21 protein-coding genes are annotated in these 25,677 nt (G+C 68.9%); 10 read left to right on the top strand and 11 right to left on the bottom strand.

The window, feature by feature from the left end; translation table 11 throughout:
* Positions 1-34 precede the first annotated feature (34 nt).
* Positions 35-217 carry a hypothetical protein gene (locus RXV79_RS18185; RefSeq protein ID WP_316699488.1) on the top strand — a complete coding sequence of 61 codons (183 nt, stop codon included), beginning with the start codon at positions 35-37 and terminating at the stop codon, positions 215-217.
* A gap of 75 nt (positions 218-292) precedes the next feature.
* Here RXV79_RS18185 and RXV79_RS18180 read toward each other — a convergent pair whose 3' ends face one another.
* Positions 293-814 carry a hypothetical protein gene (locus RXV79_RS18180; protein ID WP_316699487.1) on the bottom strand — a complete coding sequence of 174 codons (522 nt, stop codon included), beginning with the start codon at positions 812-814 and terminating at the stop codon, positions 293-295.
* A 117-nt stretch (positions 815-931) separates the two neighbouring features.
* Complete coding sequence (locus RXV79_RS18175) at positions 932-1,585, bottom strand: NAD(P)H-binding protein (RefSeq protein ID WP_316699486.1); 654 nt, start codon at positions 1,583-1,585, stop codon at positions 932-934.
* Positions 1,586-1,809: 224 nt separating this feature from the next.
* Here RXV79_RS18175 and RXV79_RS18170 point away from each other — a divergent pair, with 224 nt between their 5' ends.
* Positions 1,810-4,023, top strand: coding sequence for a M66 family metalloprotease (locus RXV79_RS18170; RefSeq protein WP_316699485.1), 2,214 nt, complete (start codon positions 1,810-1,812; stop codon positions 4,021-4,023).
* Positions 4,024-4,094: 71 nt separating this feature from the next.
* On the opposite strand, the gene RXV79_RS18165 is transcribed toward RXV79_RS18170, so the two are convergent.
* Entirely contained in the window at positions 4,095-5,576 is a 1,482-nt protein-coding gene (locus RXV79_RS18165; protein ID WP_316699484.1) for a DEAD/DEAH box helicase, read from the bottom strand.
* A gap of 365 nt (positions 5,577-5,941) precedes the next feature.
* On the opposite strand from RXV79_RS18165, the gene RXV79_RS18160 reads away from it, so the two are divergent.
* The gene (locus RXV79_RS18160) at positions 5,942-6,424 is read left to right on the top strand and encodes a hypothetical protein (RefSeq protein WP_316699483.1); all 483 of its coding nucleotides are present in this window, start codon (positions 5,942-5,944) and stop codon (positions 6,422-6,424) included.
* A 28-nt stretch (positions 6,425-6,452) separates the two neighbouring features.
* Here RXV79_RS18160 and RXV79_RS18155 read toward each other — a convergent pair whose 3' ends face one another.
* On the bottom strand, positions 6,453-7,688 hold the full coding sequence (locus tag RXV79_RS18155) for a DUF3089 domain-containing protein (protein ID WP_316699482.1): 1,236 nt from the start codon (positions 7,686-7,688) through the stop codon (positions 6,453-6,455).
* A gap of 172 nt (positions 7,689-7,860) precedes the next feature.
* Here RXV79_RS18155 and RXV79_RS18150 point away from each other — a divergent pair, with 172 nt between their 5' ends.
* Entirely contained in the window at positions 7,861-8,322 is a 462-nt protein-coding gene (locus tag RXV79_RS18150) for a hypothetical protein (RefSeq protein WP_316699481.1), read from the top strand.
* 37 nt (positions 8,323-8,359) lie between these two features.
* Here the strand turns inward: RXV79_RS18150 and RXV79_RS18145 are convergent, their stop codons facing one another.
* The 3 genes from RXV79_RS18145 to RXV79_RS18135 are packed head-to-tail and all read right to left on the bottom strand — an operon-like array spanning position 8,360 to position 12,011.
* Positions 8,360-8,668: a hypothetical protein gene (locus RXV79_RS18145; RefSeq protein WP_316699480.1), complete on the bottom strand. Its 309-nt coding sequence runs from the start codon at positions 8,666-8,668 to the stop codon at positions 8,360-8,362.
* A gap of 14 nt (positions 8,669-8,682) precedes the next feature.
* Positions 8,683-11,460: a protein kinase domain-containing protein gene (locus tag RXV79_RS18140; protein ID WP_316699479.1), complete on the bottom strand. Its 2,778-nt coding sequence runs from the start codon at positions 11,458-11,460 to the stop codon at positions 8,683-8,685.
* Positions 11,461-11,468: 8 nt separating this feature from the next.
* Positions 11,469-12,011 (bottom strand): ECF-type sigma factor, encoded by a 543-nt coding sequence (locus RXV79_RS18135; protein WP_316699478.1) that lies wholly within the window; start codon positions 12,009-12,011, stop codon positions 11,469-11,471.
* Between the two features lie 170 nt (positions 12,012-12,181).
* On the opposite strand from RXV79_RS18135, the gene RXV79_RS18130 reads away from it, so the two are divergent.
* The 3 genes from RXV79_RS18130 to RXV79_RS18120 all read left to right on the top strand — a co-directional run bounded on the left by RXV79_RS18130 (position 12,182) and on the right by RXV79_RS18120 (position 16,351).
* A complete protein-coding gene (locus RXV79_RS18130) occupies positions 12,182-12,562 on the top strand; it encodes a hypothetical protein (RefSeq protein WP_316699477.1) in 381 nt (126 codons plus the stop codon).
* Between the two features lie 118 nt (positions 12,563-12,680).
* On the top strand, positions 12,681-14,345 hold the full coding sequence (gene ettA / locus RXV79_RS18125) for an energy-dependent translational throttle protein EttA (protein WP_316699476.1): 1,665 nt from the start codon (positions 12,681-12,683) through the stop codon (positions 14,343-14,345).
* Between the two features lie 80 nt (positions 14,346-14,425).
* On the top strand, positions 14,426-16,351 hold the full coding sequence (locus RXV79_RS18120; RefSeq protein ID WP_316699475.1) for a C1 family peptidase: 1,926 nt from the start codon (positions 14,426-14,428) through the stop codon (positions 16,349-16,351).
* On the opposite strand, the gene RXV79_RS18115 is transcribed toward RXV79_RS18120, so the two are convergent.
* The 4 genes from RXV79_RS18115 to RXV79_RS18100 all read right to left on the bottom strand — a co-directional run bounded on the left by RXV79_RS18115 (position 16,348) and on the right by RXV79_RS18100 (position 22,060).
* Positions 16,348-17,292, bottom strand: a complete 945-nt coding sequence (locus RXV79_RS18115; protein WP_316699474.1) for a recombination-associated protein RdgC — start codon at positions 17,290-17,292, stop codon at positions 16,348-16,350. The genes RXV79_RS18120 and RXV79_RS18115 overlap by 4 nt on opposite strands.
* 31 nt (positions 17,293-17,323) lie before the next feature.
* Positions 17,324-19,156, bottom strand: coding sequence for an aminopeptidase P family protein (locus RXV79_RS18110; protein ID WP_316699473.1), 1,833 nt, complete (start codon positions 19,154-19,156; stop codon positions 17,324-17,326).
* 116 nt (positions 19,157-19,272) lie between these two features.
* Positions 19,273-20,676: an NAD(P)/FAD-dependent oxidoreductase gene (locus RXV79_RS18105; RefSeq protein WP_316699472.1), complete on the bottom strand. Its 1,404-nt coding sequence runs from the start codon at positions 20,674-20,676 to the stop codon at positions 19,273-19,275.
* Between the two features lie 34 nt (positions 20,677-20,710).
* Positions 20,711-22,060: a TAXI family TRAP transporter solute-binding subunit gene (locus tag RXV79_RS18100; protein ID WP_316699471.1), complete on the bottom strand. Its 1,350-nt coding sequence runs from the start codon at positions 22,058-22,060 to the stop codon at positions 20,711-20,713.
* A 62-nt stretch (positions 22,061-22,122) separates the two neighbouring features.
* On the opposite strand from RXV79_RS18100, the gene RXV79_RS18095 reads away from it, so the two are divergent.
* The 3 genes from RXV79_RS18095 to RXV79_RS18085 all read left to right on the top strand — a co-directional run bounded on the left by RXV79_RS18095 (position 22,123) and on the right by RXV79_RS18085 (position 25,676).
* Entirely contained in the window at positions 22,123-22,803 is a 681-nt protein-coding gene (locus tag RXV79_RS18095; protein WP_316699470.1) for a response regulator transcription factor, read from the top strand.
* The gene (locus RXV79_RS18090) at positions 22,800-24,101 is read left to right on the top strand and encodes an ATP-binding protein (protein ID WP_316699469.1); all 1,302 of its coding nucleotides are present in this window, start codon (positions 22,800-22,802) and stop codon (positions 24,099-24,101) included. The genes RXV79_RS18095 and RXV79_RS18090 overlap by 4 nt, the downstream gene beginning before the upstream one ends.
* 78 nt (positions 24,102-24,179) lie before the next feature.
* Positions 24,180-25,676, top strand: a complete 1,497-nt coding sequence (locus RXV79_RS18085; RefSeq protein ID WP_316699468.1) for a M48 family metalloprotease — start codon at positions 24,180-24,182, stop codon at positions 25,674-25,676.
* Position 25,677: the final 1 nt, after the last annotated feature.

The following is a 25,677-nucleotide window of genomic DNA, read 5'->3' as shown; positions in this document are numbered from 1 at the left end:
AAGACGCTCTCAACCCTTTGCAAAGGAATTTCCTGTGAACAAGATCATCGCTGCCCTGGTTGCTGCCACCTTCTCGCTCGGCGCTTTCGCCCAAGCCGCTTCGGCTCCTGCCGCCGCTCCGGCCGCCAAGGAAGCCAAGCCGGCTGCCGCCAAGGCCGAGAAGAAGGCCAAGGCCAAGAAGGCCAAGGCTGCCAAGAAGGCTGCTTCGGCTGCCTGAGCTTCACAGCTCAAAGACAAAACCCGGCCTTGGCCGGGTTTTTTCATGGGCGCCTGGACCCGGTAGGGCCGCGCGTCAGGCGCGGCGCCGTGTCGGCGGGTGCTCGGTCAGCTCGCCGGGCTGTGTGATCGGGTTGAGGCCGGCAAACGGCCGGCTGTTGGCGATGCGCATCCACTTGCGCTGCTCCCAGGTCTGCGGCCCCTCGAGCGGCCACTGCTCGATGCGGGCCTGCAACTCGCTGCGGGGCACGCGGGTGTACGACGGAGCCCCCGGGCGCAGCAGCCACACGCTGCGGCGCAGGCGGGCGGGCAGGGAGGCCTTGCTCTCTGGCACCCAGTAGATGCATTGCTTCTCGGCCCAGAAGTCCAGGCGCTCGAAGTTCACCCGGCCGGCAAAGCCGGTCTCCACGGGCAGCAGCACGTATTCATCGGGCAGCTCCACCACGGCGTAGATCAGGTCGCCCGGCGTGTCGCCGTGCCCGCGGTAGACGAAGACAACGCGCTCGATCTGCGCTGCGGCGAAGCGATCGACCTCGGTGTCGTCGCGGAAGACGACGAGATCCGGGCCTTGCCAGGCGGTGTGCCAGGGTGTGCGCATGTGACTTACTCCACGGTTACTGCTGAAACCTACGTTTTTAGCGCATGCGCCGGAGAGTGCGTGACAACCTGCAAGAAGATGGGGGTTTTGGTCCCCTGCGGCCGGTTTTGTGACTGGTCAGCGAAGCTCGCCCGACCGCAGCCGGCGCACGCCGGGTTCGCCTCGGGCGACCTCGCGCAACAGGGCTTCGGCCACCTGGCGCGCCGCGATGGGCCGCACGCTCCGTGGAAGCCAGCCCAGCAGGCGGGCGCCCCACACCTCGCCGGGCCGCACCGGCTGGCCCAGCCGTTCGCGGTCGCCCACGAGCAACGAAGGCTGCACGATCACCACGCTCTCGAAGCCGAGCGCGCTCACCGCGGCTTCCATCTCGCCCTTCACCCGGTTGTAGAACACCCCCGAGGACGCGTTGGCGCCCAGTGCCGACACCACGCCCAGGCGCGACGCGCCGGCGCTGCAGGCGGCCTGCGCGGTGTGCACCACGGCGTCGAAATCGACCGCCCGGAACGCGGCCTGCGACCCGGCCACCTTGATCGTGGTGCCGAGCGCGATGAACACGTCGTCGACCGGAGGCAGCGAAGGCAGCGACTGGAAGTCGACCACCTGCACCGCCAGGCGCGGATCGTGCGGCAGATCGGCCGTTGGCCGGCGTAGCAGCACCTGCACCTGCGCGTAGCGCTGCGACGCCAGCAGTAGCGGCAGCAACTCGCGCCCGACGAGACCGGTGGCGCCGGCAATGAGCGCGCGGCGAAGAGGGGGAGGCGAGGTGCTCATGAGGTTCGGAGCTTATCGCCTGCGCGGTTGGAAAGCGGGTGCAACCAGCGTGTCGGCTCGTGTGCGGATCGGGCCGGCCGTTCGCCGCGTCACCCACCAGGGCGCCCGGCGGGTGGGGCCGTGCGCGGCGTGTGGCGTTGGCCCATGTCCTTACAGGCTGTAGTGGGCAAGCCGCGGGGTGTCTCGAACAATCGGCGCCTGCGCAACTGAACCCCATTCGCCCCATGAGCGACTCCCGCCGCGCCGACGCGCCGTGCCTGCTGTCATTGCCCACCGACAAGACCGACCTGCGGCTGCGGCGCCTGCGCCTCATCGGCGCGATGGGCGCCATGGTCGCCCTGACCGCCTGCGGCAGCGGCGATGAGAACGAATCACGCGTCGACGCCCCGGTCAGCACCCCGATCGACGGGCCGGTGGACGTGGAGAACGGTGCGGCCACCTGGCGGCGCATCGCCCTCGAGGGCCAGTCGTTCACCACCACACGCGCGCAACTGGTGGCCTTCGGCGCTGGCAACCGTTGGGTCGGGCGCACGGTCAACGGGCAGGGCCAGTGCACGCTCGCGTTCTTCGGCCGCGACCCGGCGCCAGGGATGCAGAAGTTCTGCTATGTGTACGAGGGCGATGCAGCGCCGACCCCGCCGCCACCTCCGCCGCCGCCTCCTCCTGCGCCTCCGCCTCCGGCACCGCCGCCTCCTGCGCCTGCGCCACCCCCGCCCGCGCCTCCCCCGCCCGCGCCTCCGCCGCCAGCCCCGGCACCTGCGCCCGCACCGACACCTGCGCCCGCACCGGCACCGACCCCCGCCCCGGCGCCTGCACCCACGCCGGCGCCGGCCCCCGCCTCGTCCGCCCGCGTCGCGCGTGTCGACCTGGCGCAGACGCTCATCTTCCCGAGCGACGACAGCGAGCTGGTGCTGGTGGCGAACAAGGACGTGGCCGTGCGCGTCTACGCCACCACCACGCAGACGCAGGAAGCCAAGCCGTCCGGCGTGCTGCGCGTCGAGTCGTCGACGGGTGCGCTGCTCCAGCAGATCGTGCTCACCGCGCCGAGCGGGAGCCTGCCGACCACCGTGCCGGCCGCGCCCACCGCCACCAACGCCTACACCGCGCTGGTCCCGGGCAGGCTGGTGACGACCGGCATTCGCCTCACGGTGAGCCTGGCGAACGGGCAGGCGCCCACCACGCTCTACCCACGCGTGGGCGGCGGCGCGGTGCTGACCATCGTGGCCGTGCCGGTCACCCTCGGCAGCACCACCGGGCAGGTGGCGACTGGCGTCGACCGCTACGTGCAGGCCCGCGTGCCCGCTGCCGCGATCAACGTGCAGGTGCGTGCACCCTACGTGCCGCGCGCGGTGACGGCACTGCCGACCACCGAGTCGCAGTGGAGCGATGCCTTCAGCCGCGTGCTCTCCGAGCTCGCGAGCCTTCGCCTGATGGAGCAGGCCTCGCGCCAGACCTACTACTACGGCTTCATGCCCAAGCGGACCTATGGTCTGGCCGGTCTGGGCTACGTGCCCGGCAACGCCGCGCTGGGCTTTGACCTGCCGAACAACCAGAACGCCGTGCGGCAGACGCTCACCCATGAGTTCGGCCACAACCTGAGCCTGCCGCACGCCCCGTGCGGCGGCGCGGCGGGCGCCGACCCGAACTACCCCTATGCCAATGGCTACCTGGGCGGGGGCAATCGCTACATCTGGGGCTACAACCTCGACACCGGCGCCTTCGTCGACCCGCGTCGCACCGACCTCTACGACATGATGAGCTACTGCAACGGAGACACCTTCTCGGACTACAACTACCGCCGCATGCAGGTGCACCTCACGCCGGCCGATCGCAGCGTGACGCTGATGGCGGCGGCCGCATCGGTGGCATCCGGGCCGCAGGAGCTGCTGCTGGTGAGCGGCCAGATCGACGGCGGCCGGGCCGAGCTCATGCCGATGAAGTCGCTCGTCGGCGAAGCGCAACTGCCCACGCCCGGCGCCTACGTGCTGCGCATCACCACAGGCAGCGGCGTGGTCGACTACCCCTTCGAGCCGCAGCAGCTCGACCACGGCCAGGGCGCCTTGCACTTCGCCTTCACCGTGCCGCACCCCGGCACCATCTACAGCGTGACGGTGATGCGCGCAGGGCAGGCCTTGATGCAGGCGCAGTCGCGCGCGGCCACGGCCGCGTCGGCCGGCCGGCAGCAGCCGAGCGCCGCGTCGGTCGGGCCGGCCGTGCAGGTCACCGAGCAGGGCGGGGTGTTGCAGCTCGCCTGGGACCACGCGCGCCATCCGTACCTTACGGTCACGCACGTGGCGGGCACGCGCCGCGCCACGCTCGCGCAAGACCTGCAGGGCGGCCGGGCCTCGCTGCCGCTGGGTACGCTGCCCGCCGGGGGCAGCTTCGAGTTCAGCCTGTCGGACGGGTTGAACACGCTGCGGCACACGCACCCGCGCTGACCAGCGCGCGCAGAGACGAAAAAGCCCGGCACAAGCCGGGCTTTTTTGCTAGGGGCGCTTGTCGCGGACGCTCAGCGCTTGGGCTGCGTCAGCCGCGGCTGCGGCTTGCTGCCCCCGTCGCGCCGCGGCTCGGGGCGTGGGCCTTGCGGCTTGGCGCCCTGGCGTGGCGGATGGGCGCTGCTGCCGCTGCTGCCGCTGCGTGCTGGCGCCTGCCCGTGCGACGGGTTCGGGCTGCGGGGAGCGTGCTGCGCCGGCTTCTGCTCCTGCCGGCCTTGCGCCGGGCGGCCGCTGCCACCGCGCGACCCGCCACCACCGCCGCCGCCGGCATGGCGATGTCCGCCACCACCGCGCTTGACGCCTTCGCCGATCGTCATGCGACCGAGCACGATGGGCTCGGGGCGCTCGCTCGTGGGCGGCTCGAAGCCGGGCACGATCTCCTTCGGGATCTCGCGCTTGATGAGCTTCTCGATGTCGCGCAGGAAGATGTTCTCGTCCACGCACACCAGTGACACTGCTTCACCCTGCGCGCCTGCGCGGCCGGTGCGGCCGATGCGGTGCACGTAGTCTTCGGGCACGTTGGGCAGCTCGAAGTTGACGACGTGGGGCAGTTGGTCGATGTCGATGCCGCGTGCGGCGATGTCGGTCGCCACCAGCACCTGCAAGTCACCGCTCTTGAAGTCGGCGAGCGCCTTGGTGCGGGCGCTCTGGCTCTTGTTGCCGTGGATGGCCATCGCCGAGATGTCCTGCTTGAGCAGGTATTCCACGAGCCGGTTGGCCCCGTGCTTCATGCGCGTGAAGACCAGCACCTGGTGCCAGTCGTTCTCCTTGATCAGGTGCGAGAGCAGCTCCTTCTTCATCTCGCGGCCGACCGGGTGCACCTTCTGCGCGATGGCGTCATTGGTCTGGTTGCGGCGGGCCACTTCCACCAGGGCCGGCTTGTTCAGCAGGCGATCGGCCAGGGCCTTGATCTCGTCGCTGAAGGTGGCCGAGAAGAGCAGGCTCTGCTTCTGCTGCGGCAAGAGGGCGAGCACCTTCTTGATGTCGTGGATGAAGCCCATGTCGAGCATGCGGTCGGCTTCATCGAGCACGAAGATCTCGATGTGCGATAGATCCAGCGTGCGCTGCTGTGCGTGGTCGAGCAGGCGGCCGGGCGTGGCGACGAGGATGTCGACACCCTTCTTCAGCTTGTCGATCTGCGGCTGCATGCCGACACCGCCAAACATCACCATCGAGGTGAGCTTGGTGTGGCGGCCGTAGTTGCGCACGCTTTCCTCGACCTGCGCCGCGAGCTCGCGGGTGGGCGTGAGGATCAGCGCCCGGATGGGCAGCCGGCCGCGCGCATCGCGCACTGCGGGCTTTTGCAGCAAGCGGTGCAGCAGCGGCAGCGTGAAGCCTGCGGTCTTGCCGGTGCCGGTCTGGGCGCCGCCGAGCAGGTCGCCGCCTTGCAGCACGACAGGAATGGCTTGCGCCTGGATGGGGGTGGGGGTGGTGTAGCCCTGTTCGTGCACGGCACGCAGCAGCGGCTCGGCAAGGCCGAGGGAATCGAAAGACATGGAGTGGGGGAAGAACGATCGGCCTGTCGCTTGGAGTACCAAGCGCCAGTCGCAGGCAGAGGGGAGGAGGGGAGCGGGGCAAGAAGCCCTGGCGCTCGAGTCAGAACTGACAGCGGCGCAGTGACTGGGACTGCGACGGTGCCGGCATTCTAGCCGGCGCGGCGTTTCGGTCCGATGGCATGTGGGCTTGACGCCGTCGGCAGCCATGAGCCCCCTGCAACGCGGGGTGCGTGATCCCTGCGGGTGCCAGTTCTCGTCTTTTCAGACAAGCCGTCTCGCGTCGAGGCGGCGCCGGAACGCACCACGGGCTGCGCGGCGGCCTTTCGATGCCGCGAACACTTCTCTTTTTTGTTTGAAGGACTCGTATGAAGACGCTCTGCCTCATCGCCGCGCTGCTCGCATGCAGCACCGCCGCCTCGGCGAAGAATGAAATCATGACCGACCGCTGCAGCCACGAAGTCACCATCGTGAACTGGGGCAACGGCCCCAACCCCGCCGGTGAACCGGTGTTCCTCAAGCGCCACAACGGCAAGACGAACTGGACCTCGCCCTTCACCGTGAAGCTCAGCGAGGACGGCCACATCCGCTGGTGGTGCCATTCGACGAAGGGCAACGCCTTCGATGCCGGCACCTGGCGCCTGAAGAACGTCTATGCCGGCTATGGCTGCAAGCTCTACGCCGACAACTCCACCGAAGACTGCGGCCCGAACGGCAGCTTCAGCATCGGCTCGTCGGAGTGGAAAGGCTGGACGCCCGAGCGCTCTCGGTGCAGCAACCGTTCCAACCGCATCCGCGCCCGGCTCGACGGCAACCGCAAGCTGCTCATCGAGTGCCTGCCGAAGAACTGACCCTCCGGCAGGCTCGGGTGCGCGAGGCCTATTTCGCCTTGGCGAGGTAGGCCTTCCCCTGCGAGCCCACGAGGTCGACGATGTCGCCGATCGCCAGGCTCACGTCGATCAGGTGCAGGCCCCAGGTCTCGACCACGTTGCCGCCCACCACCACGTCACCGCCGATGTTGTCGGTGCGCGCGTCGGGGTTGACCGTCATCGCGAGGTAACTGCCGTTGGCGTCGCTCTTGCACTGCGTGGTCACGAGGCCAGGCAGCGCGAAGAAGGGTGTGTCCACCGAGGCCACGAGCGCCTGCCACTTGGGCGTGCCCAGGCCGGTGGCCACGCTGACGTCGGCACGCTTGGAGAACCAGGCCTTGGGCTGCGCCGCACCGCCGGCGAGTGCGGCCGGGTTGTTGCACGCCACCGATTCGTTCGCCGGTGCGCGGCCGAAGAGCGAGCCTTGCGGCGGTGGCGTGTTGGCGCGGAACGAGACGTACGAGACGGCGCAGCCCGTCTGGTTGGCACTGCGGCACAGCGGCGTGGACTTGAAGGCGCCGCCCACGTCCTGCCCCTTGGGCACGTTGAGGTTCGCGCCGATGGGCATCACCGAAATGAGCTGCTTGTGCACCGGCTTGCCCTCGATCTCCTTGGCCACCAGCTCGGTGATCATGCGCGAGCCCTGCGAGTGGCCGATCAGCACCACACCGCGGCCCTTGTTGTCGTGGGCGAGGTAGTGGTTCCAGGCGGCCACCACGTCGCCATAGGCCATCGCGGCGTCCATCTTCATCGGTGTGGACGTGAAGCGGCTGCGCAGCGCCGCGAGCGTGATCTGGCGGTAGAGCGGCGCGAAGAGCCGGCACTGCGTGCGCAGCGGCGAGAACTGCGCGAAGGTCACGCCGATCTCCTCGGGGTCGGCGTTCATGTCGGAGTTGCCACCGGGGTCGTTGGAGACGGTCGGGTAGACGTAGAAGCAGTCGATGGGCGCGTTGGCGTTGGCCACCACGGGCGGGCTCACGCTGCGCTTGCCATCGGCGGCGATGGTGGTCACCTGCATGGGCAGTGCGCACACGTCGTTGCGGCCGGGGCGGCACAGCCACGTGTCGGGCTTGTTGTAGTCGACGCTGCCGGCGGCCACGGGGGTGGCAGAGGCTGAAGCGGGCTTGGGTGACGGCGCCGCGGGTGCAGGGGCCGGGGCTGGGCTGGAGGCGCAGGCGGCGAGCAGCAGCGCAGCGCTGGCGCCGAGCGCGAATCGCGCCGCGCGATGGAGGTGCAGGAGGTTCATGGTTTTGGCCTGCGGTGAGTCGCAGGGGGTTTTAGTAGACGAAACTTCTATTATCTAGACCCCCTAGATCGATGGCACTGCGGGTGATCCCGCTGTTCGACAGGTTCCGTTCTTCTGAGCAGAGCGTGGCAATCGTGCTGCGCTCGCTTCTTTCATTGAACGGAGAAACACCATGCCAACCCTCAGCACCCCCACGCTCACGCTCGGCGCCACCGACAACGGCAAGCGAGACGTCACCGTCGCCGGCAGCATCACCTTCGACGCGGGCGACGTGGGCAAGACCTACCGCCTTGAGATCAAGCTCTTCGGCGAAGACAAGACCGGCGACGTGCTGCCTTCGGGCGATGCGCTCGGCGACGACCAGATCTATGTCTACAACTTCACCGGGCCGCTGTTGCCGCGGCCGTACAAGGTGATCACGGTCGCCGCGGCGGGCGCGCTGAACTATTCGGAGAAGCGCGCCGTCAACACCAGCTCGCTCGACGAAGACCCGGGCAACCAGCTCGTCGGCAAGGCCGACATCCACACGCCCGTCTTCATGCCGCGCAAGGACGAGGTCTACGCCAGCGTGACGATCTCGGGGGCGCCGGTCACCAAGAAATCGGCGACGGTGGTGTCGGGCATCGGGGTGTGATGAACCGAAGCCCGGGAGGCCGGGCTTCAGTTGTTGGCTACTGCTGAACCGCGGCCTTCTTGGCGGCAGCGTCCTGCGGAACCTTCGGCGGAGAAGGCTTCTTCGCGCCGGCAATGTTCCCGCCCTTGTCGGTGTCGGCGCTGCTCGGTGCGGCGGTGCCGGCTTTTTCTCCCGCGGTGCTCTTGGCCTGCTGCGTTCCGGCCTGCGGCGACGAGGCGCTCTTGGCGCCCGCCTTGCTGCCGCTGGACACCTTGGGCTTGTCGTCTGCAGCGTGCGCGATGGACACGCACAGGCCCAGACAGAGGGCCAGCGCGGCGTGCAGGCCACCGCGAATCGTCTTGCTCATGGTCATCTCCTTCTTCAGTAGGCCATCAGGGCCAATAGGGGGGAGGGGGAAAGTCTGGCTGTCGGCCCCTGTTCCAACAGCTCTTTGGATAAGACGGAAAACGTCTGCGCATCAGGTCGCTGGGCCAGCACCTCGCCATACGCACGCAGCGAGGCCAAGAGCGCCGCACGATGCTGCGGGGTGGCCTGCGAGCGCCAGTGGGCCTGGTCGCGCATCACCTGAACCTTGCGTCGATCGGGGTGGCCCTCGGGCAGGAGTGCGAGGGCCATCGCACAGGCCGCGTCATAGCTGGGGCTTGCAACCGCTGCACCTTGCTCGGCATCGATCGCAATCGCCTTGAGCATGAGCGTGGGCCAGAGGTCCGCATGGCGCGGGCCGTAGATCTCGTGCTGGTGCTTGAGCGTCACGTCCAGCAGCGCTCGAGCCGCGGTGGCACGCCCGCGCCGGAGTTCGCACTCGGCGAGCAGCATGCGGTTGCGTTCGGCAAAGGGCCGGCTCGCTCCGTCACCGGACTCGAAGTGCGCCAGGTTGGCGCGCAGCAGGGGTTCAGCCAGGAAACAGTCGTCGCGCCTCAACGCATGACGCGCGGCGATCGTCTGCACGATCTGCCGGACATCGGGCTCGGATGACCGGATCGCTCTTTGCAGCGCATCGTCCAGGGCGACGGCGGCCTTGCCATGCTCTCCGCCGTGAAAGTGGCCGATGGCGAGCGACGCCAGGCTGTAGATGGTGTAGGTGTCGCCCTCGCCGTAGTACTTGCGCAGCTCGTCGATCAGCGGAAGCAGCTGCTTGACCGCCTCGCGGTACTGCCCGAGGTCCAGCTCGAACATGGCCAGGTCGTAGCGTGCGAGCAGGCCGTGAACGGGCTTGGCCGAAGCGACGCTTTGAACCGCCGATGCCAGGGCCTGTCTGGCTTCCGGCCAGCGCCCCAGTTCTCGCAGCGCGACGGCCTGTTCCTGCAACGCGTGAATGTGGCTCGGGTGGGCCGCCCCGAGATGACGCGCCGCCAGGGTGGCTGCTTTCGCGAGCTGCTGCTGCGCATCGGCAAGTTTTCCTTCCCGGCGCAGGATTTCGCCCAGCTCGATCTGCGCGTTCACCGCTTCGACCGTGGAGGAGCGGCCCGTTCGCTGCGCGACGTCGATCAACTCGGCCAGCAGGACCTTGGCCTCTTCCGTCTGCCCGATGCGCGACTTCATGTAGGCAAGGCTCTGCATCACCTGAAGGTACTGGGGTGTGGATGTCTGGCCGGAGTCCACGAGGTGTTGACGGCTGATCGTCAGGGCTTCCAGCGCGTTGGCCATGTCGCCGGAGGATTGCAGCATGAGCCCGAGCGGTCGAGCCACCTCACCCCGCAAGGCCGGGTCGCTCTGCAACTCCTGCTTCGCCTGGCTCCAGCCCTTGCGCAGCAGCTCGACGACCGGCACCTGCGCCTTGCCGCTTTCTTCCGGGGAGAGGTCGGTGAAGATGTGGGTCAGCACCTTGATGACCGCCTTCGTTCGATCGGCCTCGTGCACCGCACTGCGCCACTGCCACGCCGTGGCGGTGATGCCGAGCACCAGGCTCAGCATCACGCCGGCCAGCGCCGCCACCTGCACGCGGTTGCGCTGCGCGAACTTGCGCGCCCGGTAGCCGAAGGTGTCGACCTGCGCGCTGACCGGCTGATGGTCCAGATGCCGCTGCAGGTCGTCGCGCAACTCTTGAACGGTGGCGTAGCGTTCCTCGGGCGCCTTCTTCAGCGCCTTGGCGACGATGGTTTCCAGGTCGCCACGCACGGCCTGCTGAAGCGAGGCCAGGGTCGCGCCCCGGGAGGCCGAGGCATCGGGCGACTCTCGCAGCGCCTGCGTGAGGCTGCGCGGCGGCTCTTCGACGATGGCGCGGGCCAGCGCCGCCACGCCGCGCGACGTGTTGGCATACGGCCGCGCGCCGCTGAGCAGGCCGAACAGCACCACGCCCAAGGCATACACATCGGTCGCCGTCGTGATGGGCTGGCCCTCGATCTGCTCGGGTGCCGCGTACTCCGGCGTGAGCCCGGCCGGCGCCGCGCGGGTGAGTTCGGTCAGCTCGGCGTCGTCGTCGCCCGCCAGCAGCTTGGCCACGCCGAAGTCGAGCAGCTTCGCGTGACCCTCGTCGGTGACGAGGATGTTGGCCGGCTTCAGGTCTCGGTGCACCACCAGGTGCGAGTGCGCAAAGGCCACCGCCTCGCACACCTGCATGAAGAGCTTGAGCCGCGCCTCGATGCCGAGCTTGCGGGCATCGCACCAGTGGTCGATGCGCACGCCCGGCACGTATTCGAGCACCAGGTAGCGCGTGCCGTCGGCCGTGAGGCCGGCGTCGAGGAGTTGCGCGATGTGCGGGTGCGTGAGCCGCGCGAGGAACTCGCCTTCGCGGGCGAAGCGGGCCTGCGCCTGGGCGTCCATGCGCGTGGCGTGCAGCAGCTTGACGGCAGCGCGGCCGGCGTAGAGGCCGTCGCTGCGCGTGGCGAGCCACACCTGGCCCATGCCGCCCGAGCCGACGGGCTCGCGCAGCGCCCAGGCACCGAGGCGGGTGCCGGTCCAGTGCGATGCGGCTTCCGGCTCGGCGGCGGGCACCTGGGCGGCCTCGGCCAGGAAGTCGCGCGCCTCGGCCGCACGGTCGGCCTCGATCATCGCCATCAGGCGCGGGTAGAGCGTCGGGTGTTCGGCTTCGATGCGCTTCAGCTCGGCCGCGCGCGTTCCCTCATCCGCGTCGGCCCAGCGGTCGAAGAGGGCCATCACCTCGCGCCATGCCTGGGTCGAAGGCGCGGTGATGGCCATGGCAAGCCTCAGGCGCTGAGGTAGTCGAACAGGAAGGCGCGGGCTCGCCGCCAGTCGCGCTTGAGCGTGGGCACCGAGAGTTCCATCACCTCGGCGATCTCCTCGAGCGTCATGCCGCCGAAGTAGCGCATCTCCACGAGCTTGTGGCCACGCTCGTCCACCCGCTCCAGCGCCTGCAGCGCTTCGTCGACCGACAGCGCATCGGGTTGCTGCGGCAGCTCTTCGAAGGCGGCGGTGCTGAGCGTCACCTCGGCCACGCCGCCACCGCGCTTTTGCGCCGCGCGCTCGCGCACGTGGTCGACGATCACGCTGCGCATCACGGTGCTCGCGTAGGCGAAGAACTGGCGCCGGCTGCCGCCGGCCGGTGCATCGCCGCAGCGCAGCCAGGCCTCGTGGACGATGGACGAGGGGTCGAGCGTGATGGGGCCGGCTTTCGACAGGTGTGCACGCGCCAAGCGCTTGAGATCGGCGTAGAGCAGGGTGAAGAGCCGGTCCTTGGCGGCGTCGTCGCCCGCTTGGCATTGCTCCAGCAACAGGGTGATCTCGCTCATGGTGGCGGCATTCTCCATTCGGCGCGATTTCGTTTCTAGGGGGGCGCCGGTGCGGTGCCGACCCCCCTGGATGAGCGAGAGCCGTTTGCCGGCGGGCCTGCGTCTGTATGCATGGGAGCCCATGTCGGGCCTCCTTCACACATCACGTTCAATCCAACAGGAGTTTTGACATGCCGACTCTGAGCAACCCCAAGCTGCAGCTGCAATCCACCGCCGGCTCCGGCCTCGTGAAGGTCACGACCCAGGTCACGGTGCGCTTCAACGACGCCGAAGAGAACATCATCAAGTGCCTGAACCTCAAGTTCAAGCTCGCCTCCCGTGTGTGGAGCGAAGATGACATGTTCAACGGCGGCGACGACCCGATGTTCGCGCTGCCCACCAAGACCATCACCAAGGACGGCACCTACACCTTCGAGCGCACCGTGCCGACCAGCATGCTCGACGAAGACTGGGAGGGCAACGACGAGTTCTACGCCAAGTTTGCGCTGCAGGCGATCGCCTTCCCGATGGCCGCGTCCACGCGCACGCCCACGCAGGTCGGCAACTACTGAGCCTTGGCCGATCCTCTCTTCGGCGCAGGGGCAGCGCCGGGGGTGGGATCGGTTGTCCGGGGATAATCCCCGGCTTCCGGTTCCACCCGAGACCGCTACACCCGAGAGAAGCGCCCACATGGCCCAGTACGTCTTCACCATGAACCGCGTCGGCAAGATCGTTCCGCCGAAGCGTCAGATCCTCAAGAACATCTCCCTCAGCTTCTTCCCCGGCGCCAAGATCGGCATGCTGGGCCTCAACGGCTCGGGCAAGTCGACCCTGCTCAAGATCATGGCCGGCGTCGACAAGGACATCGAGGGCGAAGCCACGCCGATGCCCGGCATCAAGATCGGCTACCTGCCGCAGGAGCCGCAGCTCAACCCCGACCAGACCGTGCGCGAGGCAGTGGAAGAGGGCATCGGCGGCGTGCTGGCCGCCAAGGCCCGCCTGGAGCAGGTCTACGCCGAATACGCCGACGAGAACGCCGACTTCGACAAGCTCGCCGCCGAGCAGGCCGAGCTCGAAGCCATCATCGCCGCTGCCGGCAGCGAAAACACCGACCTGCAACTGGAGCTCGCCGCCGACGCGCTGCGCCTGCCGCCCTGGGACGCGAGCATCGGCAAGCTCTCCGGCGGTGAAAAGCGCCGCGTGGCCCTGTGCCGCCTGCTGCTGAGCAAGCCCGACATGCTGCTGCTCGACGAGCCCACCAACCACCTGGACGCCGAATCCGTCGACTGGCTCGAGCAGTTCCTGCAGCGATTCCCCGGCACCGTGGTGGCCATCACCCACGATCGCTACTTCCTCGACAACGCCGCCGAGTGGATTCTCGAACTCGACCGCGGATCGGGCATCCCCTGGAAGGGCAACTACTCCACCTGGCTCGACCAGAAGGAGCAGCGCCTGGAGCAGGAGCAAAAGAGCGAAGACGCCCGCATGAAGGCGATGAAGAAGGAACTGGAGTGGGTGCGCCAGAACCCGAAGGGCCGCCAGGCCAAGAGCAAGGCGCGTCTGGCCCGCTTCGAGGAACTGAGCGACGTCGACTACCAGAAGCGCAACGAGACCAACGAGATCTTCATCCCCGTGGGCGAGCGCCTGGGCCATGAAGTGCTCGAGTTCGAGAACGTCACCAAGAGCTTCGGCGACCGCGTGCTGATCGACAACCTGAGCTTCAAGGTGCCGGCTGGTGCCATCGTCGGCATCATCGGCCCCAACGGCGCCGGCAAGTCGACGCTCTTCCGCATGATCTCGGGCCAGGAAAAGCCCGACAGCGGCACGGTGAAGATCGGCCCGACGGCCAAGCTCGCCTTCGTCGACCAGAGCCGCGAATCGCTCAGCGCCGACAAGACCGTGTGGGAAGACGTCTCGGGCGGCCTCGACAACATCGTCGTCGGCAAGTTCGTGATGCCCTCTCGCGCCTACATCGGCCGTTTCAACTTCAAGGGCAACGACCAGCAGAAGCTCGTCGGTTCGCTGTCGGGTGGCGAACGTGGCCGCCTGCACCTGGCCAAGACGCTGGCCCAGGGCGGCAACGTGCTGATGCTCGACGAACCGTCGAACGACCTCGACGTCGAAACCCTGCGCGCCCTGGAAGACGCGCTGCTCGAGTTCGCGGGCAGCGTGATGGTCATCTCCCACGACCGCTGGTTCCTCGACCGCATCGCCACCCACATCCTCGCCTGCGAAGGCGATTCGAAGTGGGTCTTCTTCGACGGCAACTACCAGGAGTACGAGGCCGACAAGAAGAAGCGCCTGGGCGAAGAAGGCGCGCGGCCGAAGCGGGTGCGCTTCAAGGCGCTCAAGTAAGGCGCGTCGTCCCTACTTTGCAGGCTTGACGTGGCCTGCAGCGGGCCGGACCATGCTCCCACTCACGGGAGGAGGCGAGCATGGTCACCCGCAAGAAGACCTCGAAGGCCGGTTCCAGCAAGAGCGCCCGCAAGGCGGCGGCACCCACCGCGCTGTTCATGCGCGTGGCGAAGCCCGACCCGCCCGACGCGCGTGACCGGCCCTTCCGCCCCCAGGTGGGCGTGGCGCCCGCGGCGACCCTCTTCCCCGCCACGGCATTGCCGGTGAAGCACCAGGGCGACACCAACGCCTGCACCGGCTTCAGCCTCGCGCTCGTCGTCGAACACCTGCTGCGCCGCTCGGCGCGCGAGAAGACGCCGGCCATCTCGTCGTTCATGCTGTATTCGATGGCCCGGCGCTACGACGAGTTTCCGGGCTCGGCGCAAGACAAGGGCTCGAGCCTGCGGGGTGCGCTCAAGGGCTGGTACAAGCACGGCGCCTGCCGCGAGGCGCTCTTCCAGGAGCTGGCCATGCCCCCGGCCAGCAAGAAGATCGAAGACGACTGGTGGTTCGACGCTGTCAAGCGCCCGCTCGGCGCCTACTACCGCATCGACACCCGCTCGCTCTCCGACATGCATGCCGCGCTCAACGAGGTGGGCATCCTCTACGCGAGCGCCGGCTGCCACTCGGGCTGGGACGAGGGCCTCGAGCTGCCGCCGATGGCCAAACGCCCGACCTCGTTCAAGAACGTGTGGGAGATCCCGGTCAAGGGCGGCCAGGCCGACCACCCGGGCCATGCGTTTGCGATCGTGGGCTACAACGAGCGCGGTTTCCTGATCCAGAACTCCTGGGGCCCGACGTGGGGCTCGCACGGCTATGGCGTGCTCACCTACGACGACTGGCTGCGCAACGCGATGGACTGCTGGGTGGCGCAGCTGGGCGTGGTCACGCGCGACCACACCGAGATCTCGCGCAGCATCACGCTGCGCACCGACCGCGAAGGCCGCGTGGCGCTCGCCGCGAGCGAGGTGCTGCGCAACCGCGAGATCTCGCCCTTCATCATCAACATGGGCAACAACGGGGCGCTCAGCAACAGCGGCGTCTTCCGCACCCAGCCCGACGACGTGCGCGCGCTCATCGACGTGCACCTCGCCGAAGCGCGCAAACGCTGGGGCCTCGGCGACGGCGTGGTCGATGTCTGCATCTACGCCCACGGAGGCCTGGTCGGCGAGCAGAAGGCGGCCGAGATCGCGGCGCAGTGGGTGCCGATGCTCTACGAGCACCAGATCTTCCCGGTCTTCCTGATGTGGGAGACCGACTTCTTCTCCACGCTCCTCAACCTCATCACCGATGCCATCAAGGACGTGCCGCGCAGCACCGGCTTCGGCCTCAAGGACTGGTGGAACGAGCGGCTGGAGCAGCTGGTGGCCCGCCCCGGCACGCGCCTGTGGGGCGAGATGAAGCAGAACGCCGACGCGATGAGTGCGTACCGCGAAGGCGTGCCCGACGACGAGCAGGCCGGCCTCGTGCTGCTCTACCGCCACTTCAAGCATGCGGCGGCCAACAAGAAGCTGCGCCTGCACGTGGTGGGCCACTCGGCGGGCAGCATCGTGTCGAGCTTCATGATCGACCGGCTGGTGCAGGAGGGCATGCGCTTCGAGTCGGTGAGCTTCATGGCCCCGGCGGTGCGCATCGACTGGTTCGACCGGCGTGTGCGGCCGCACATGGAGACCGGCGCGGTGAAGCGGTACCAGCAGTTCCACCTCACCGACCGCGCCGAGCAGGACGACGGCAGCTGCGGCGCCTATCGCCGCTCGTTGCTGTACCTCGTGAGCGAAGCCTTCGAGGGTGGGCAGAGCACGCCGATCCTGGGCATGCAGAAGTTCTTCGACGTCTACGGCGCGGGCTTGCCCAACACGCTGGTGCATCTCGCACCCGGGCCGGTGAGTTCGGCCAAGGAGCACGGCGAGTTCGACGACGACCCGGGCACGCGCCAGCGCGTGCTCGAGTTCATCCAGAAGGGCTAAGCCGCTTTCGCGATCGGCGGCTGATCGCGCTTCAGCTCGCCACCCAGCGCATCGATCAGCTGAGGGATCAGCTGCGACAGCTCGCCGGTGGTGATGGCCACGTCGGTGTCGAAGCCGTTGTCGTCGCCCTTGCCCGCGCTTTGGTTTGACATGCCCGCGCCTTCGAGCGCCACGTCGAGCAGCTTGATCTTCTTGAGCGCCATCGCTTCGTTGAGCACGAAGGAGACACGCCCGTTCCACGTCATCGCAAGCGAAGTGGGCAACTTGCCCTGCGCGATGTGCTCGCCGACCTCTTCGATGTCCAGCGTGTGGCGGGCGTAGCGCACGGTGGCTTTCTCGCTGTCGGGCTGCTTCAGCTCGCACTCGCGGTCGATGCTGAAGCCCGCCGGGGCTTCGCGGGTCTTGAGCCAGTCGGCCATCGCGGTGGCGGGAGAGGTCTCGGTCTGCAGGAGCGTGAGCGTGATGCCACCGCCGAGCAGTTCCACCAGCAGCGAGACCACGCGGTCGGCCGCCTTGGTGCTGCCGGCGCCGACGACCACGAGCTGCGCGCGCGGGTCGATCCACACCATCGTCGTCGAGCGCTTGGGGAAGGCGCGCGGCAGGAGGCCGTGCACGATGTCTTCCTTCAGCTCCTTGGCCTTCTTGCCCTTGGGGCGGCGGCCGGTGTCGGCCTCGATCTTGTCGAGTTCGGCTTCGAGCTGGTTCTTGATGACCTGGCTCGGCACCGCCTTGCGCTCGGTGCACAGCTTCAGGATGAGCTGGCCGCCCACGCCTTCCATCAGCGCGGCGTGTTTCTCGCCGCGTGGCTCGACCCAGCCGGCCGATTCGGGTTGCGAGGCTCCGCACTCGACGAAACGGCCGTTGAGCAGGCGCTTTTCGATCTCGGTGGAGGAGGGCGGCTCCCAGGAGCCGATTCGGTAGATGAGGGCGTTCTTGAACATGGGCCGCGGATTCTAGGGCGCGGCCTTCCGGTCAGAGGGGTTTCGTGCGCTCGGTGAGCCAGGCGAGTGCGTCACCCGTCACGAGCGGTGCGAGCCGCTCGCGCACTGTGGCGTGGTAGCGGTTGAGCCAGTCGATCTCGTCCTGGCGCAGCAGGCTGCGGTCGATGCAGCGCGTGTCGATGGGGCAGAGCGTGAGCGTCTCGAATTCGAGGAACTCGCCAAAGCGGCCGCCCTCGGCGTTGACCGCTGGATCTTGGGCCGGCACGTTGAGCACCAGGTTCTCGATGCGGATGCCCCACTGGCCTTCGCGGTACAGGCCGGGCTCGATGCTCGTGACCATGCCGGGCTCCATCGCCATGTGCGGCGTGGGCACGGCCTTCGAGATGCTCTGCGGGCCTTCGTGCACGTTGAGGAAGTAGCCCACGCCGTGGCCGGTGCCGTGGCCGTAGTCGAGGCCCTGCTCCCACAGCGGGGCGCGGGCGATGGCGTCAAGCATCGGCGAGAGCGTGCCACGCGGGAAGCGCGTGCGGCTGAGCGCGATGGTGCCGCGCAGCACCAGGGTGTAGTCGCGCTGCTGCGCTGCGTTGGGCGTGCCGATGGGCCAGACGCGGGTGATGTCGGTGGTGCCGCCGAGGTACTGGCCGCCGGAGTCGATCAGCAGCAGGCCCTGGCCTTCGCCTTTGCCCATGATCTCGGCGTGCGACTCGGGGGTGGCCCGGTAGTGCGGCATCGCGCCGTTCGCGTTGAAGCCGGCGATGGTGGAGAAGCTCAGGCCCACGAAGCCGGGGCGCTTGGCGCGTGCGGCCGAGAGCTTCTCGTCGATGGTGAGTTCGGTGATGCGTTCTTTTCCGAGAGTCTGCTCGAACCACGCGTAGAACTCGCACATCGCCGCGCCGTCCTGCGCCATCGCCTCGCGGATGTGCGCCGCCTCGGCGCTGCTCTTGCGGCTCTTGAAAAGCGTGCTGGGGTTGATCGCTTCGATCACCTTCACGCCAGCCGGCACGTTCTCGCGCAGGCCGAGCGTCACGCGCGACGGGTCGATGAGCAGGGTGTCTTGCGCGCCGAGGGCCTGGAGCGCGGCACCGGCTTCGGCGTAGGGTGCGAGCGCCACACCATCGGCTATCAAGGCGGCCTGCACGGCGGCTGGCACCTTGCCGTCGGCCACGAAGAGCGTGGCCCCGTGCAGGCCGATCAGCGCGTGGGCGAGGAAGACCGGGTTGTAGGTGACGTCGGCGCCGCGCAGGTTGAAGAGCCACGCGATGTCGTCCACCGTCGAGACGAAGTGCTGGTTCGCACCGTGGCGGGCCATCGCCTCGCGCACCTTCGCGAGCTTCGCACCGCGGGCGAGTGGCGCGTGCGGTGGCCGATGCTCGTAGACGGGCGCGTCGGGGAGGCCCGGGCGCTCGGGCCAGATGGCGGCGAGCACGTCGAAGTCGGTGCGCAACTTCACGCCTGCGGCGGCGAGCCGGCTCTTGAGCGCTTGCGCTGCGGCCAGGCCGAGCACGCTGCCGTCGACGCCGACGGTGTCGCCCGCCTTCACGGTGGTGGCGAGCCAGTCGAGGTGATGGGCGGCGGCGCCGGTGGGGATCTTCACGAGCTCGATGCCGGTGCCGGCGATCTCGGCCTCGGCCTGCACCCAATAGCGGCTGTCGGCGAAAAGGGCGGCCTTGTCGAGCGCGACTGCCAGCGTGCCCATCGAGCCGGTGAAGCCCGAGAGCCACTGGCGGCCCTGCCAGCGCTCCGGCAGGTATTCGGACAGATGCGGGTCGCTGGAGGGCACGAGCACCGCCGCGAGGCCTTGCTGCTTCAGCGCGTCGCGCACGCGCTCGAGGCGCAGGCGGATGGGGGAGGTGCGGGTGTCCATGGTCGGGTCCGATCGGGCTGCGGCCTGCCCGGGACGGGCCGGCGCCAAGGTGGGTTTGATTCTAGGAGTGGCCTGCGGGTTGCCCTGGCTGGCGGCGAGGTCTTCGGCCCGCCTCGTCACGCAAGAGGCTGGGTGTCGGGCGCGTCCTGCAGGGGTGGGGTGAGGGGCGGCCCGGGCCGGTGCGGCGCCTCGGCCACCACGCGGGCATGGCGCTCGAAGGTCATGTAGGCCCAGGCCCAGTCGATCAGCACCACCAGCCGGTTGCGAAAGCCGATCAGGAACCAGATGTGGGCGAAGAGCCAGAAGAGCCAGGCGAAGAAGCCCGAGAAGCGCAGGGCACCGAACACCGGCACGGCGAGGTCGACCACCGCCGCACGGCGGCCGATGGTCGCGAGGCTGCCGTAGTCGCGGTAGCGGAAGGCTTCGGTCGGCTCGTGCTTCAGGCGGCGCAGGATGTTGGCCGCGGCCAGCCGCCCCATCTGCTTGGCGGCCGGGCTCACGCCGGGCACGGGCTTGGGGTCGGCCTTGGGGAGATCGGGGCCGTAGCTGCGGGCGGCGGCGAGGTCGCCGATCACGTAGACCTCGGGGTGGTCGAGCAGGCTGAGATCGGGTTGCACGACCACACGGCCGGCGCGGTCGAGTTCGGCATGGGCGGTGGCGGCGAGCGAGCGGCCGAGCGGCGAGCCGGCCACACCGGCCGCCCACACCACGGTGCGCGTGGGCAGGTGGTTGCTGAACTGCACGTCGCCTTCGTGGCCGTCGTAGGTGACGCCGGTCTCGTCGATGGTGGTCACCTTGCAGCCGGTGCGCACGTCGACCTTCAGGCGTTTCAACTGCTCGCGCGCGCGTTGCGACAGTGCGGGCACGAAGGTGCCGAGCACGCGGTCGGACCCTTCGAGCAGCACCACGCGGGCGAGCTTGGAGTCGATGCGGCGGAATTGTTGCGCGAGTGTGTGCTGCGCGATCTCGGCCAGCGTGCCCGCCATTTCGACGCCGGTCGGGCCCGCGCCCACGACCACGAAGCTCATCCACGCGGCACGCTCGTCCGGGTTGGCGCAGCGCTCGGCGTGCTCGAAAGCTCCGATCACCCGGGCGCGGATGTCGAACGCGTCGGCCAGCGTCTTGAGTCCCGGCGCGTGGGTCGCCCACTCGTCGTGGCCGAAGTAGCTGTGCGTGGCGCCGGCGGCGACGATGAGGTGGTCATAGTCGAGCCGCTCGCCGTCGTCGAGCACCACCGACTTGTCGGCCGCGTCGATGGCCGTCACCTCGGCCTGCAGCACCGTGAGGTTGCCGCGCTTTATCTCGCGGCGAAGAATGTGGCGGATGGGCGCCGAGATGGCCGGTGCGGAGAGGCCGGCCGTGGCCACCTGGTACAGCAGCGGCTGGAAGAGGTGGTGGTTGGTGCGGTCGATCAGCGTGATGTCGACGGCGGCTCTCGAGAGGGCCTTCACGGCCTCGAGGCCGCCGAAGCCGCAGCCGATGATGATGACCTTGGGTTTGTGGTTGGGGCGGGGTTTCATCTTTGCTCTTGTTATTGATGCTGGGCGAGAGACGTCACGCGGGGGGACGCTCCGTCACCGTCAACCGCCCCCGCACCAGCTGGATATGGCTGCGCAGCGCATACAGCTCATCCGCATAGCTGAGCGGCACCGACACATGCTCCACGCTGTGCTCGATGTCGTCGAGCTCCTTGAGCAGCTCTTCGTTCGGGCGCTTGCCCTGCGCATCTTCCACCACGCGCAGCCGGCCGTACCAGCGGAACACCCGCGAGCGGATGCGGAACTCGTACAGCGGTGGCACCACGCGGCTCAGCGGGATGAGGATGGCGATGATCGACACCAGCGCGACCCACATGCGGTCGACCAGGTTGGCCACCCAGAACGGCAGGAAGCGCTGCAGGAAGGGCGGGCCCTTCGCGTAGTAGCGCTGGGCCTCGTCGGCGAGCGGGCGCTCGGTGCCCTTGATGCTGGGGAAGTCGCCCTTGCGCTGGAACCAGCCCGCTTCCCCGTGGATCTGCTGCGCGGCCTGCACGAAGAGCTGGATCAGCGCCGGATGCGTGCCCTGGCGCGCCACCAGCGTGGCGGTGGGCGCGACGAGGTGCACGTCGGCCGGCGGGCTGTCGGCCGCGAGGTCGACCACGCCGCGCGGCAGCGTCACCGGGCTCAGGAAGGCGAAGCGGCGCGAGTAGGCGTCGGCCTGCGAGAAGCTGAAGAGCCTGATGCCGGGCGTCTGCAGCAGCATCTGCACCATCAAGGACTCGGGGGCGCTGGCGAAGGTGATCGCGTCGATGCGGCCTTCGAGCAGGCCTTGCACCGCGGGCGTCTGTGCCTCGCGCAGGATGGTGATGGCCGCCATGTCGATCTTGTTGGCCTCGAGCAGGCGGCGCATCAGGTGCGGCACGCCGCTGCCGCGGGCGCCGATGTTGAGCTTCCAGCTCGGCAGCTGCGCCAGGCTTTCGAGGCTGTCTTTCTTCAGGAGACGCTGGGCGGAGTCCTCGCGGTAGAAGATCCACACCGGCTCGTAGAAGAGGCTGCCCAGCGAGACCAGCGAGTCCTCTTCCTCGTCCGCAGGCCGGCGGTCGCGCTCGTCGGCGCCGCCTTGCACGAAGGCGATGTCGACGCCCGAGGCCGGGTCGCGCAGCAACTTGAGGTTCTCGTTGGCGCCGTTGGTGGCGCGCAGCTCGACGGTGATGCCGTGCTGCTTCAGGTATTGCGCGTAGCGCTTGCCGAACTCGGCATACGCGCCCTGGTCGACGCCGGTGGCCAGCACCACCTTGCGCGGTGGCGTGGGGTCGAGCACCCAGTAGGCGAGCACGAGCAAGGCCACGGCCAGCAGCAGGAAAGGGCCGGCGGTGACGAGCAGGTCGCGGGCCGACAGCAGTGTGTTGCGCAGGACTTTGGGCATGGCGGGAACGATACCGTATGCTTTTTCGTTGTTTGTTTCTTGACCCTTGGCCCTGCAACCAGATGCGCATCCTCCTCGTCGAAGACGACCGCATGATCGGCGACAGCCTGCGCAACACCCTGCGCCAGGAGGGCCACGCCGTGGACTGGGTGCGCGACACCGGCGCCGCGCAGGCCACGCTCGGCACCGAGAAATTCGACCTGGTGCTGCTCGACCTCGGCCTGCCCCCCACGGCCGATGCGGCGCCGAGCGGCGAGGGCGGCCTGGGCGTGCTGCGCTGGCTGCGCGGCCGGGCCGATGCCACGCCGGTGATCGTGCTCACCGCGCGCGATGCGCTCGGCGACCGCGTGAAGGGCCTCGACGCCGGGGCCGATGACTACCTCGCCAAGCCCTTCGAACTCGAAGAGCTCAACGCCCGCATGCGTGCCGTGATGCGCCGCCACAGCGGGCGTGCGCAACCCCAGCTCTCGCACCGCGGCGTGACGCTCGACCCGGCCACCCGCCAGGTCACGCAGGACGGCCAGCCGGTGATCCTCTCGGCGCGCGAGTTCGCGGTGCTGGAAGCGCTGATGACACGCCCCGGCGCGCTGCTCTCGCGCGCCCAGCTCGAAGACAAGCTCTATGGCTGGGGCGACGAGATCGAGAGCAACGCCGTCAGCGTCTACATCCACCAGCTGCGCCGCAAGCTCGGGGCCGAGTTCATCCAGAACATGCGTGGCGTGGGTTACTTCGTTCCCGTATGAGGTCCATCCGAGCCAGACTGCTGCTGGTGCTGCTCGGCATGCTGGCCCTCATCGCGGTGGTGATGGGCGGCGCGACCTACCGCAACGTGCTCGCCGAGACCGAAGCCCTCTTCGACTACCAGCTGCGCCAGATGGCGCTCTCGCTGCGCGACCAGGGCGAGGTGAGCCAGACGCAGGCCGATGCGCTGGCCAACGAGCAGCTCGATTTCGTGGTGCAGATCTGGACGCTCGACGGCCGCAGCATCTACGCGACCCGCCCGCACGAGGAACTGCCGTCGCGTGCGCTGCTCGGCCTGGCCGACGTGAGCGTGAAGGGCGTGGTCTGGCGCACCTACAGCGTGGCGACGCCGGGCCGCGTGATCCAGGTCGCGCAGCCGCTCGCCACGCGCCAGCGGCTCGCCGCCGAGGCGGCCTTGCGCAGCGTGATCCCCTTGCTCGTGCTGGTGCCGCTGCTGGCAGCGCTCGCGTGGTGGTTGTCGGCGATGGCGCTCTCGCCGCTCAACCGGGTGGCCAACGACGTCAAGGCACGCGACGGCAAGCTGCTGCAGCCGCTCGGCGTCGAGGGCCTGCCCGACGAGGTGTCGCCGCTCGTCAACGCGCTGAACGGTCTCCTGCAGCGGCTGGGCCAGACGCTCGACACGCAGCGGGCCTTCCTCTCGGATGCGGCGCACGAGCTGCGCTCGCCGCTCACCGCGCTCAAGCTGCAGATCGAGTCGCTGCGCCGCGCGCCCGACGACGCCGCGCGCATGGAGGCGGTGACCGCGCTCTCCGACGGGGTCGACCGTGCCGCGCGCATCGTCGAGCAGCTTCTCGCGCTCGCGCGCAGCGAGCCCGGCGCGCAGCCGCCCGCGATGGAGGAGCTCGACCTCTGCGAACTCGTGCGCCAAGCGGTGGCCGACACGGTGCCGTATGCCTTGTCGCGCGGCAGCCGCTTCGCGCTGCAGGCCGACACGCCCGTGACGGTGCGCGGCGAACGGCAGGGCCTCACGGCGCTCGTGCGCAACCTCGCCGACAACGCGGTGCGTTACGCGCCGCGTGGTTCGCAGGTGGAGCTGCGGGTGTCGGTGGAGCAGGGCGCGCCGGTGCTGCAGGTCGACGATGCCGGTGCCGGCATTCCCCCCTCGGAACGTGAACGGGTGTTCGACCGCTTTTACCGGCGTGCGGCGGGTGGCGAAGAAGGTACCGGCCTGGGCTTGGCAATCGTCAAGAGCGTGGCCGCGCGCCACGGGGCTTCGGTCACGCTCTCCGATTCGCCGCTCGGCGGCCTGCGTGTGCAGGTGCGATTCCCGGCACCGTAGGCATGCCGATTGCCGCCCACCGGCACCGGCTGATTTAGGCTGTCGTTCCTTCCCAAGAACACAAGAAAGGTCGTGCTCATGAAACTGCGTCGCCTGTTGCCCATCGTGTTGTCGACCGCCCTCGTGGCGGGCTGCGGCACCAACGTCGTCAACCCTGTCACCGGCCAGACCGAGCGCTCGGTGATGACCGAGCAGGACGAGATCGCCGAGGGAAAGAAGGCCCACGACGCGGTGCTGAAGGAATACGGCGCCTACCCCGACGCGAAGCTGCAGGCCTACGTGAACGACGTCGGCCAGCGCCTGGCAGCACAGTCGCACCGCGCCAACCTCAAGTGGACCTTCACCGTGCTCGACAGCCCGGAGATCAACGCCTTCGCGCTGCCTGGCGGCTACGTGTACGTGACCCGCGGGATCATGGCCTACCTCGAAAGCGAGGCCGAGCTCGCCGGTGTGATCGGCCACGAGATCGGCCACGTGACCGCCCGCCACGGCGCGCAGCGCGCCACCCGACAGCAGACCGCCGGCCTGGGCGTGCTGGCCGCCACGGTGCTCGGGGCGGTGATTGAAGGCGCGACCGGGGTCTCGGGTGCGGCCGACCTGGCGAGCCAGGTGTCGCAGACGGCCGCGGCCGGCTACATCGCGTCGTACAGCCGCGAGCAGGAATCGCAGGCCGACCAGCTCGGCGCCGAATACCTGGCGCGCAACAAATACAACCCGCAGAACATGGTCGACGTGATCCAGGTGCTGAAGAACCAGGAGAGCTTCGCCGCCGAGGCGGCCAAGGCCGAAGGCAAGGCCGAGCCTTCGGCTGCGGGCTGGCTCGCCTCGCACCCGGCCAACGACAAGCGCCTGGCCGACATCAAGGCCTACGCGGCCAAGTACTCCGGCCAGTACGGCGACGACGCGCGCTCGCGCTACCTGCAGGCCGTCGACGGCATGACCTTCGGCGACAGCCGTGAGCAGGGCGTGGTGCGGGGGCGCAACTTCTACCACGAGCCCCTGGGCATCGCGCTCACCGCACCGCCCGGGTGGAAGGTGCAGAACTCGGCCGAGGCCATCGTGCTCGTCAACGGCGAAGGCAACGCCGGGCTGGTCGTGAAGCTCGTGCCGCCGAACGCCGGCAGCACGCACGAGGAGATCATCCGCAACGCCATCAAGCCGGTCGACGGCCGCACCGAGCGGCGCAGCATCAACGGCCTGAGCGCCACCCAGTTCACCGGCACCGTGCGCAACCAGCAGGGCCAGACCGGCCAGGTGCGCCTCACGCTGGTGGCCGGCCCCGGCAACCGCAACTACCTGCTGCAGTACGCCGCGAAAGACGCTGCCGCGCTGCAGCGCGCGAGCGGGCAGATGGCCGAGGCCGAGAACTCCTTCCGTGCACTCAGCGCCGCCGACCGCTCGGCCGCGCGGCCTTGGCAGGTGAAGACAGTCAGCTTTCCACGTGGCGGGTTCGCCGAGCTGGCGCAGGGCTTCCCGCTGCCCGAGCTGGCCCAGTCTCGCCTGAAGCTCTTGAATGGCGTCTATGGCGGCGGGGCCGAGCCGAAGCCGGGGCAGCTCGTGAAGACGGTGCGCTGAC

The sequence above is a fragment of the Piscinibacter gummiphilus genome (genome assembly GCF_032681285.1).
Taxonomy (GTDB): Bacteria; Pseudomonadota; Gammaproteobacteria; order Burkholderiales; family Burkholderiaceae_C; genus Rhizobacter; species Rhizobacter gummiphilus_A.
This window is presented reverse-complemented; position numbering and strand designations above follow the sequence as displayed.

Excerpts from the sequence above, each read along its gene's own strand:
- RXV79_RS18180 (WP_316699487.1), bottom strand. The coding sequence starts at position 814 with ATGCGCACACCCTGGCACACCGCCTGGCAAGGCCCGGATCTCGTCGTC.
- RXV79_RS18175 (WP_316699486.1), bottom strand. The coding sequence starts at position 1,585 with ATGAGCACCTCGCCTCCCCCTCTTCGCCGCGCGCTCATTGCCGGCGCC.
- RXV79_RS18170 (WP_316699485.1), top strand. The coding sequence starts at position 1,810 with ATGAGCGACTCCCGCCGCGCCGACGCGCCGTGCCTGCTGTCATTGCCC.
- RXV79_RS18165 (WP_316699484.1), bottom strand. The coding sequence starts at position 5,576 with ATGTCTTTCGATTCCCTCGGCCTTGCCGAGCCGCTGCTGCGTGCCGTG.
- RXV79_RS18160 (WP_316699483.1), top strand. The coding sequence starts at position 5,942 with ATGAAGACGCTCTGCCTCATCGCCGCGCTGCTCGCATGCAGCACCGCC.
- RXV79_RS18155 (WP_316699482.1), bottom strand. The coding sequence starts at position 7,688 with ATGAACCTCCTGCACCTCCATCGCGCGGCGCGATTCGCGCTCGGCGCC.
- RXV79_RS18150 (WP_316699481.1), top strand. The coding sequence starts at position 7,861 with ATGCCAACCCTCAGCACCCCCACGCTCACGCTCGGCGCCACCGACAAC.
- RXV79_RS18145 (WP_316699480.1), bottom strand. The coding sequence starts at position 8,668 with ATGAGCAAGACGATTCGCGGTGGCCTGCACGCCGCGCTGGCCCTCTGT.
- RXV79_RS18140 (WP_316699479.1), bottom strand. The coding sequence starts at position 11,460 with ATGGCCATCACCGCGCCTTCGACCCAGGCATGGCGCGAGGTGATGGCC.
- RXV79_RS18135 (WP_316699478.1), bottom strand. The coding sequence starts at position 12,011 with ATGAGCGAGATCACCCTGTTGCTGGAGCAATGCCAAGCGGGCGACGAC.
- RXV79_RS18130 (WP_316699477.1), top strand. The coding sequence starts at position 12,182 with ATGCCGACTCTGAGCAACCCCAAGCTGCAGCTGCAATCCACCGCCGGC.
- ettA (WP_316699476.1), top strand. The coding sequence starts at position 12,681 with ATGGCCCAGTACGTCTTCACCATGAACCGCGTCGGCAAGATCGTTCCG.
- RXV79_RS18120 (WP_316699475.1), top strand. The coding sequence starts at position 14,426 with ATGGTCACCCGCAAGAAGACCTCGAAGGCCGGTTCCAGCAAGAGCGCC.
- RXV79_RS18115 (WP_316699474.1), bottom strand. The coding sequence starts at position 17,292 with ATGTTCAAGAACGCCCTCATCTACCGAATCGGCTCCTGGGAGCCGCCC.
- RXV79_RS18110 (WP_316699473.1), bottom strand. The coding sequence starts at position 19,156 with ATGGACACCCGCACCTCCCCCATCCGCCTGCGCCTCGAGCGCGTGCGC.
- RXV79_RS18105 (WP_316699472.1), bottom strand. The coding sequence starts at position 20,676 with ATGAAACCCCGCCCCAACCACAAACCCAAGGTCATCATCATCGGCTGC.
- RXV79_RS18100 (WP_316699471.1), bottom strand. The coding sequence starts at position 22,060 with ATGCCCAAAGTCCTGCGCAACACACTGCTGTCGGCCCGCGACCTGCTC.
- RXV79_RS18095 (WP_316699470.1), top strand. The coding sequence starts at position 22,123 with ATGCGCATCCTCCTCGTCGAAGACGACCGCATGATCGGCGACAGCCTG.
- RXV79_RS18090 (WP_316699469.1), top strand. The coding sequence starts at position 22,800 with ATGAGGTCCATCCGAGCCAGACTGCTGCTGGTGCTGCTCGGCATGCTG.
- RXV79_RS18085 (WP_316699468.1), top strand. The coding sequence starts at position 24,180 with ATGAAACTGCGTCGCCTGTTGCCCATCGTGTTGTCGACCGCCCTCGTG.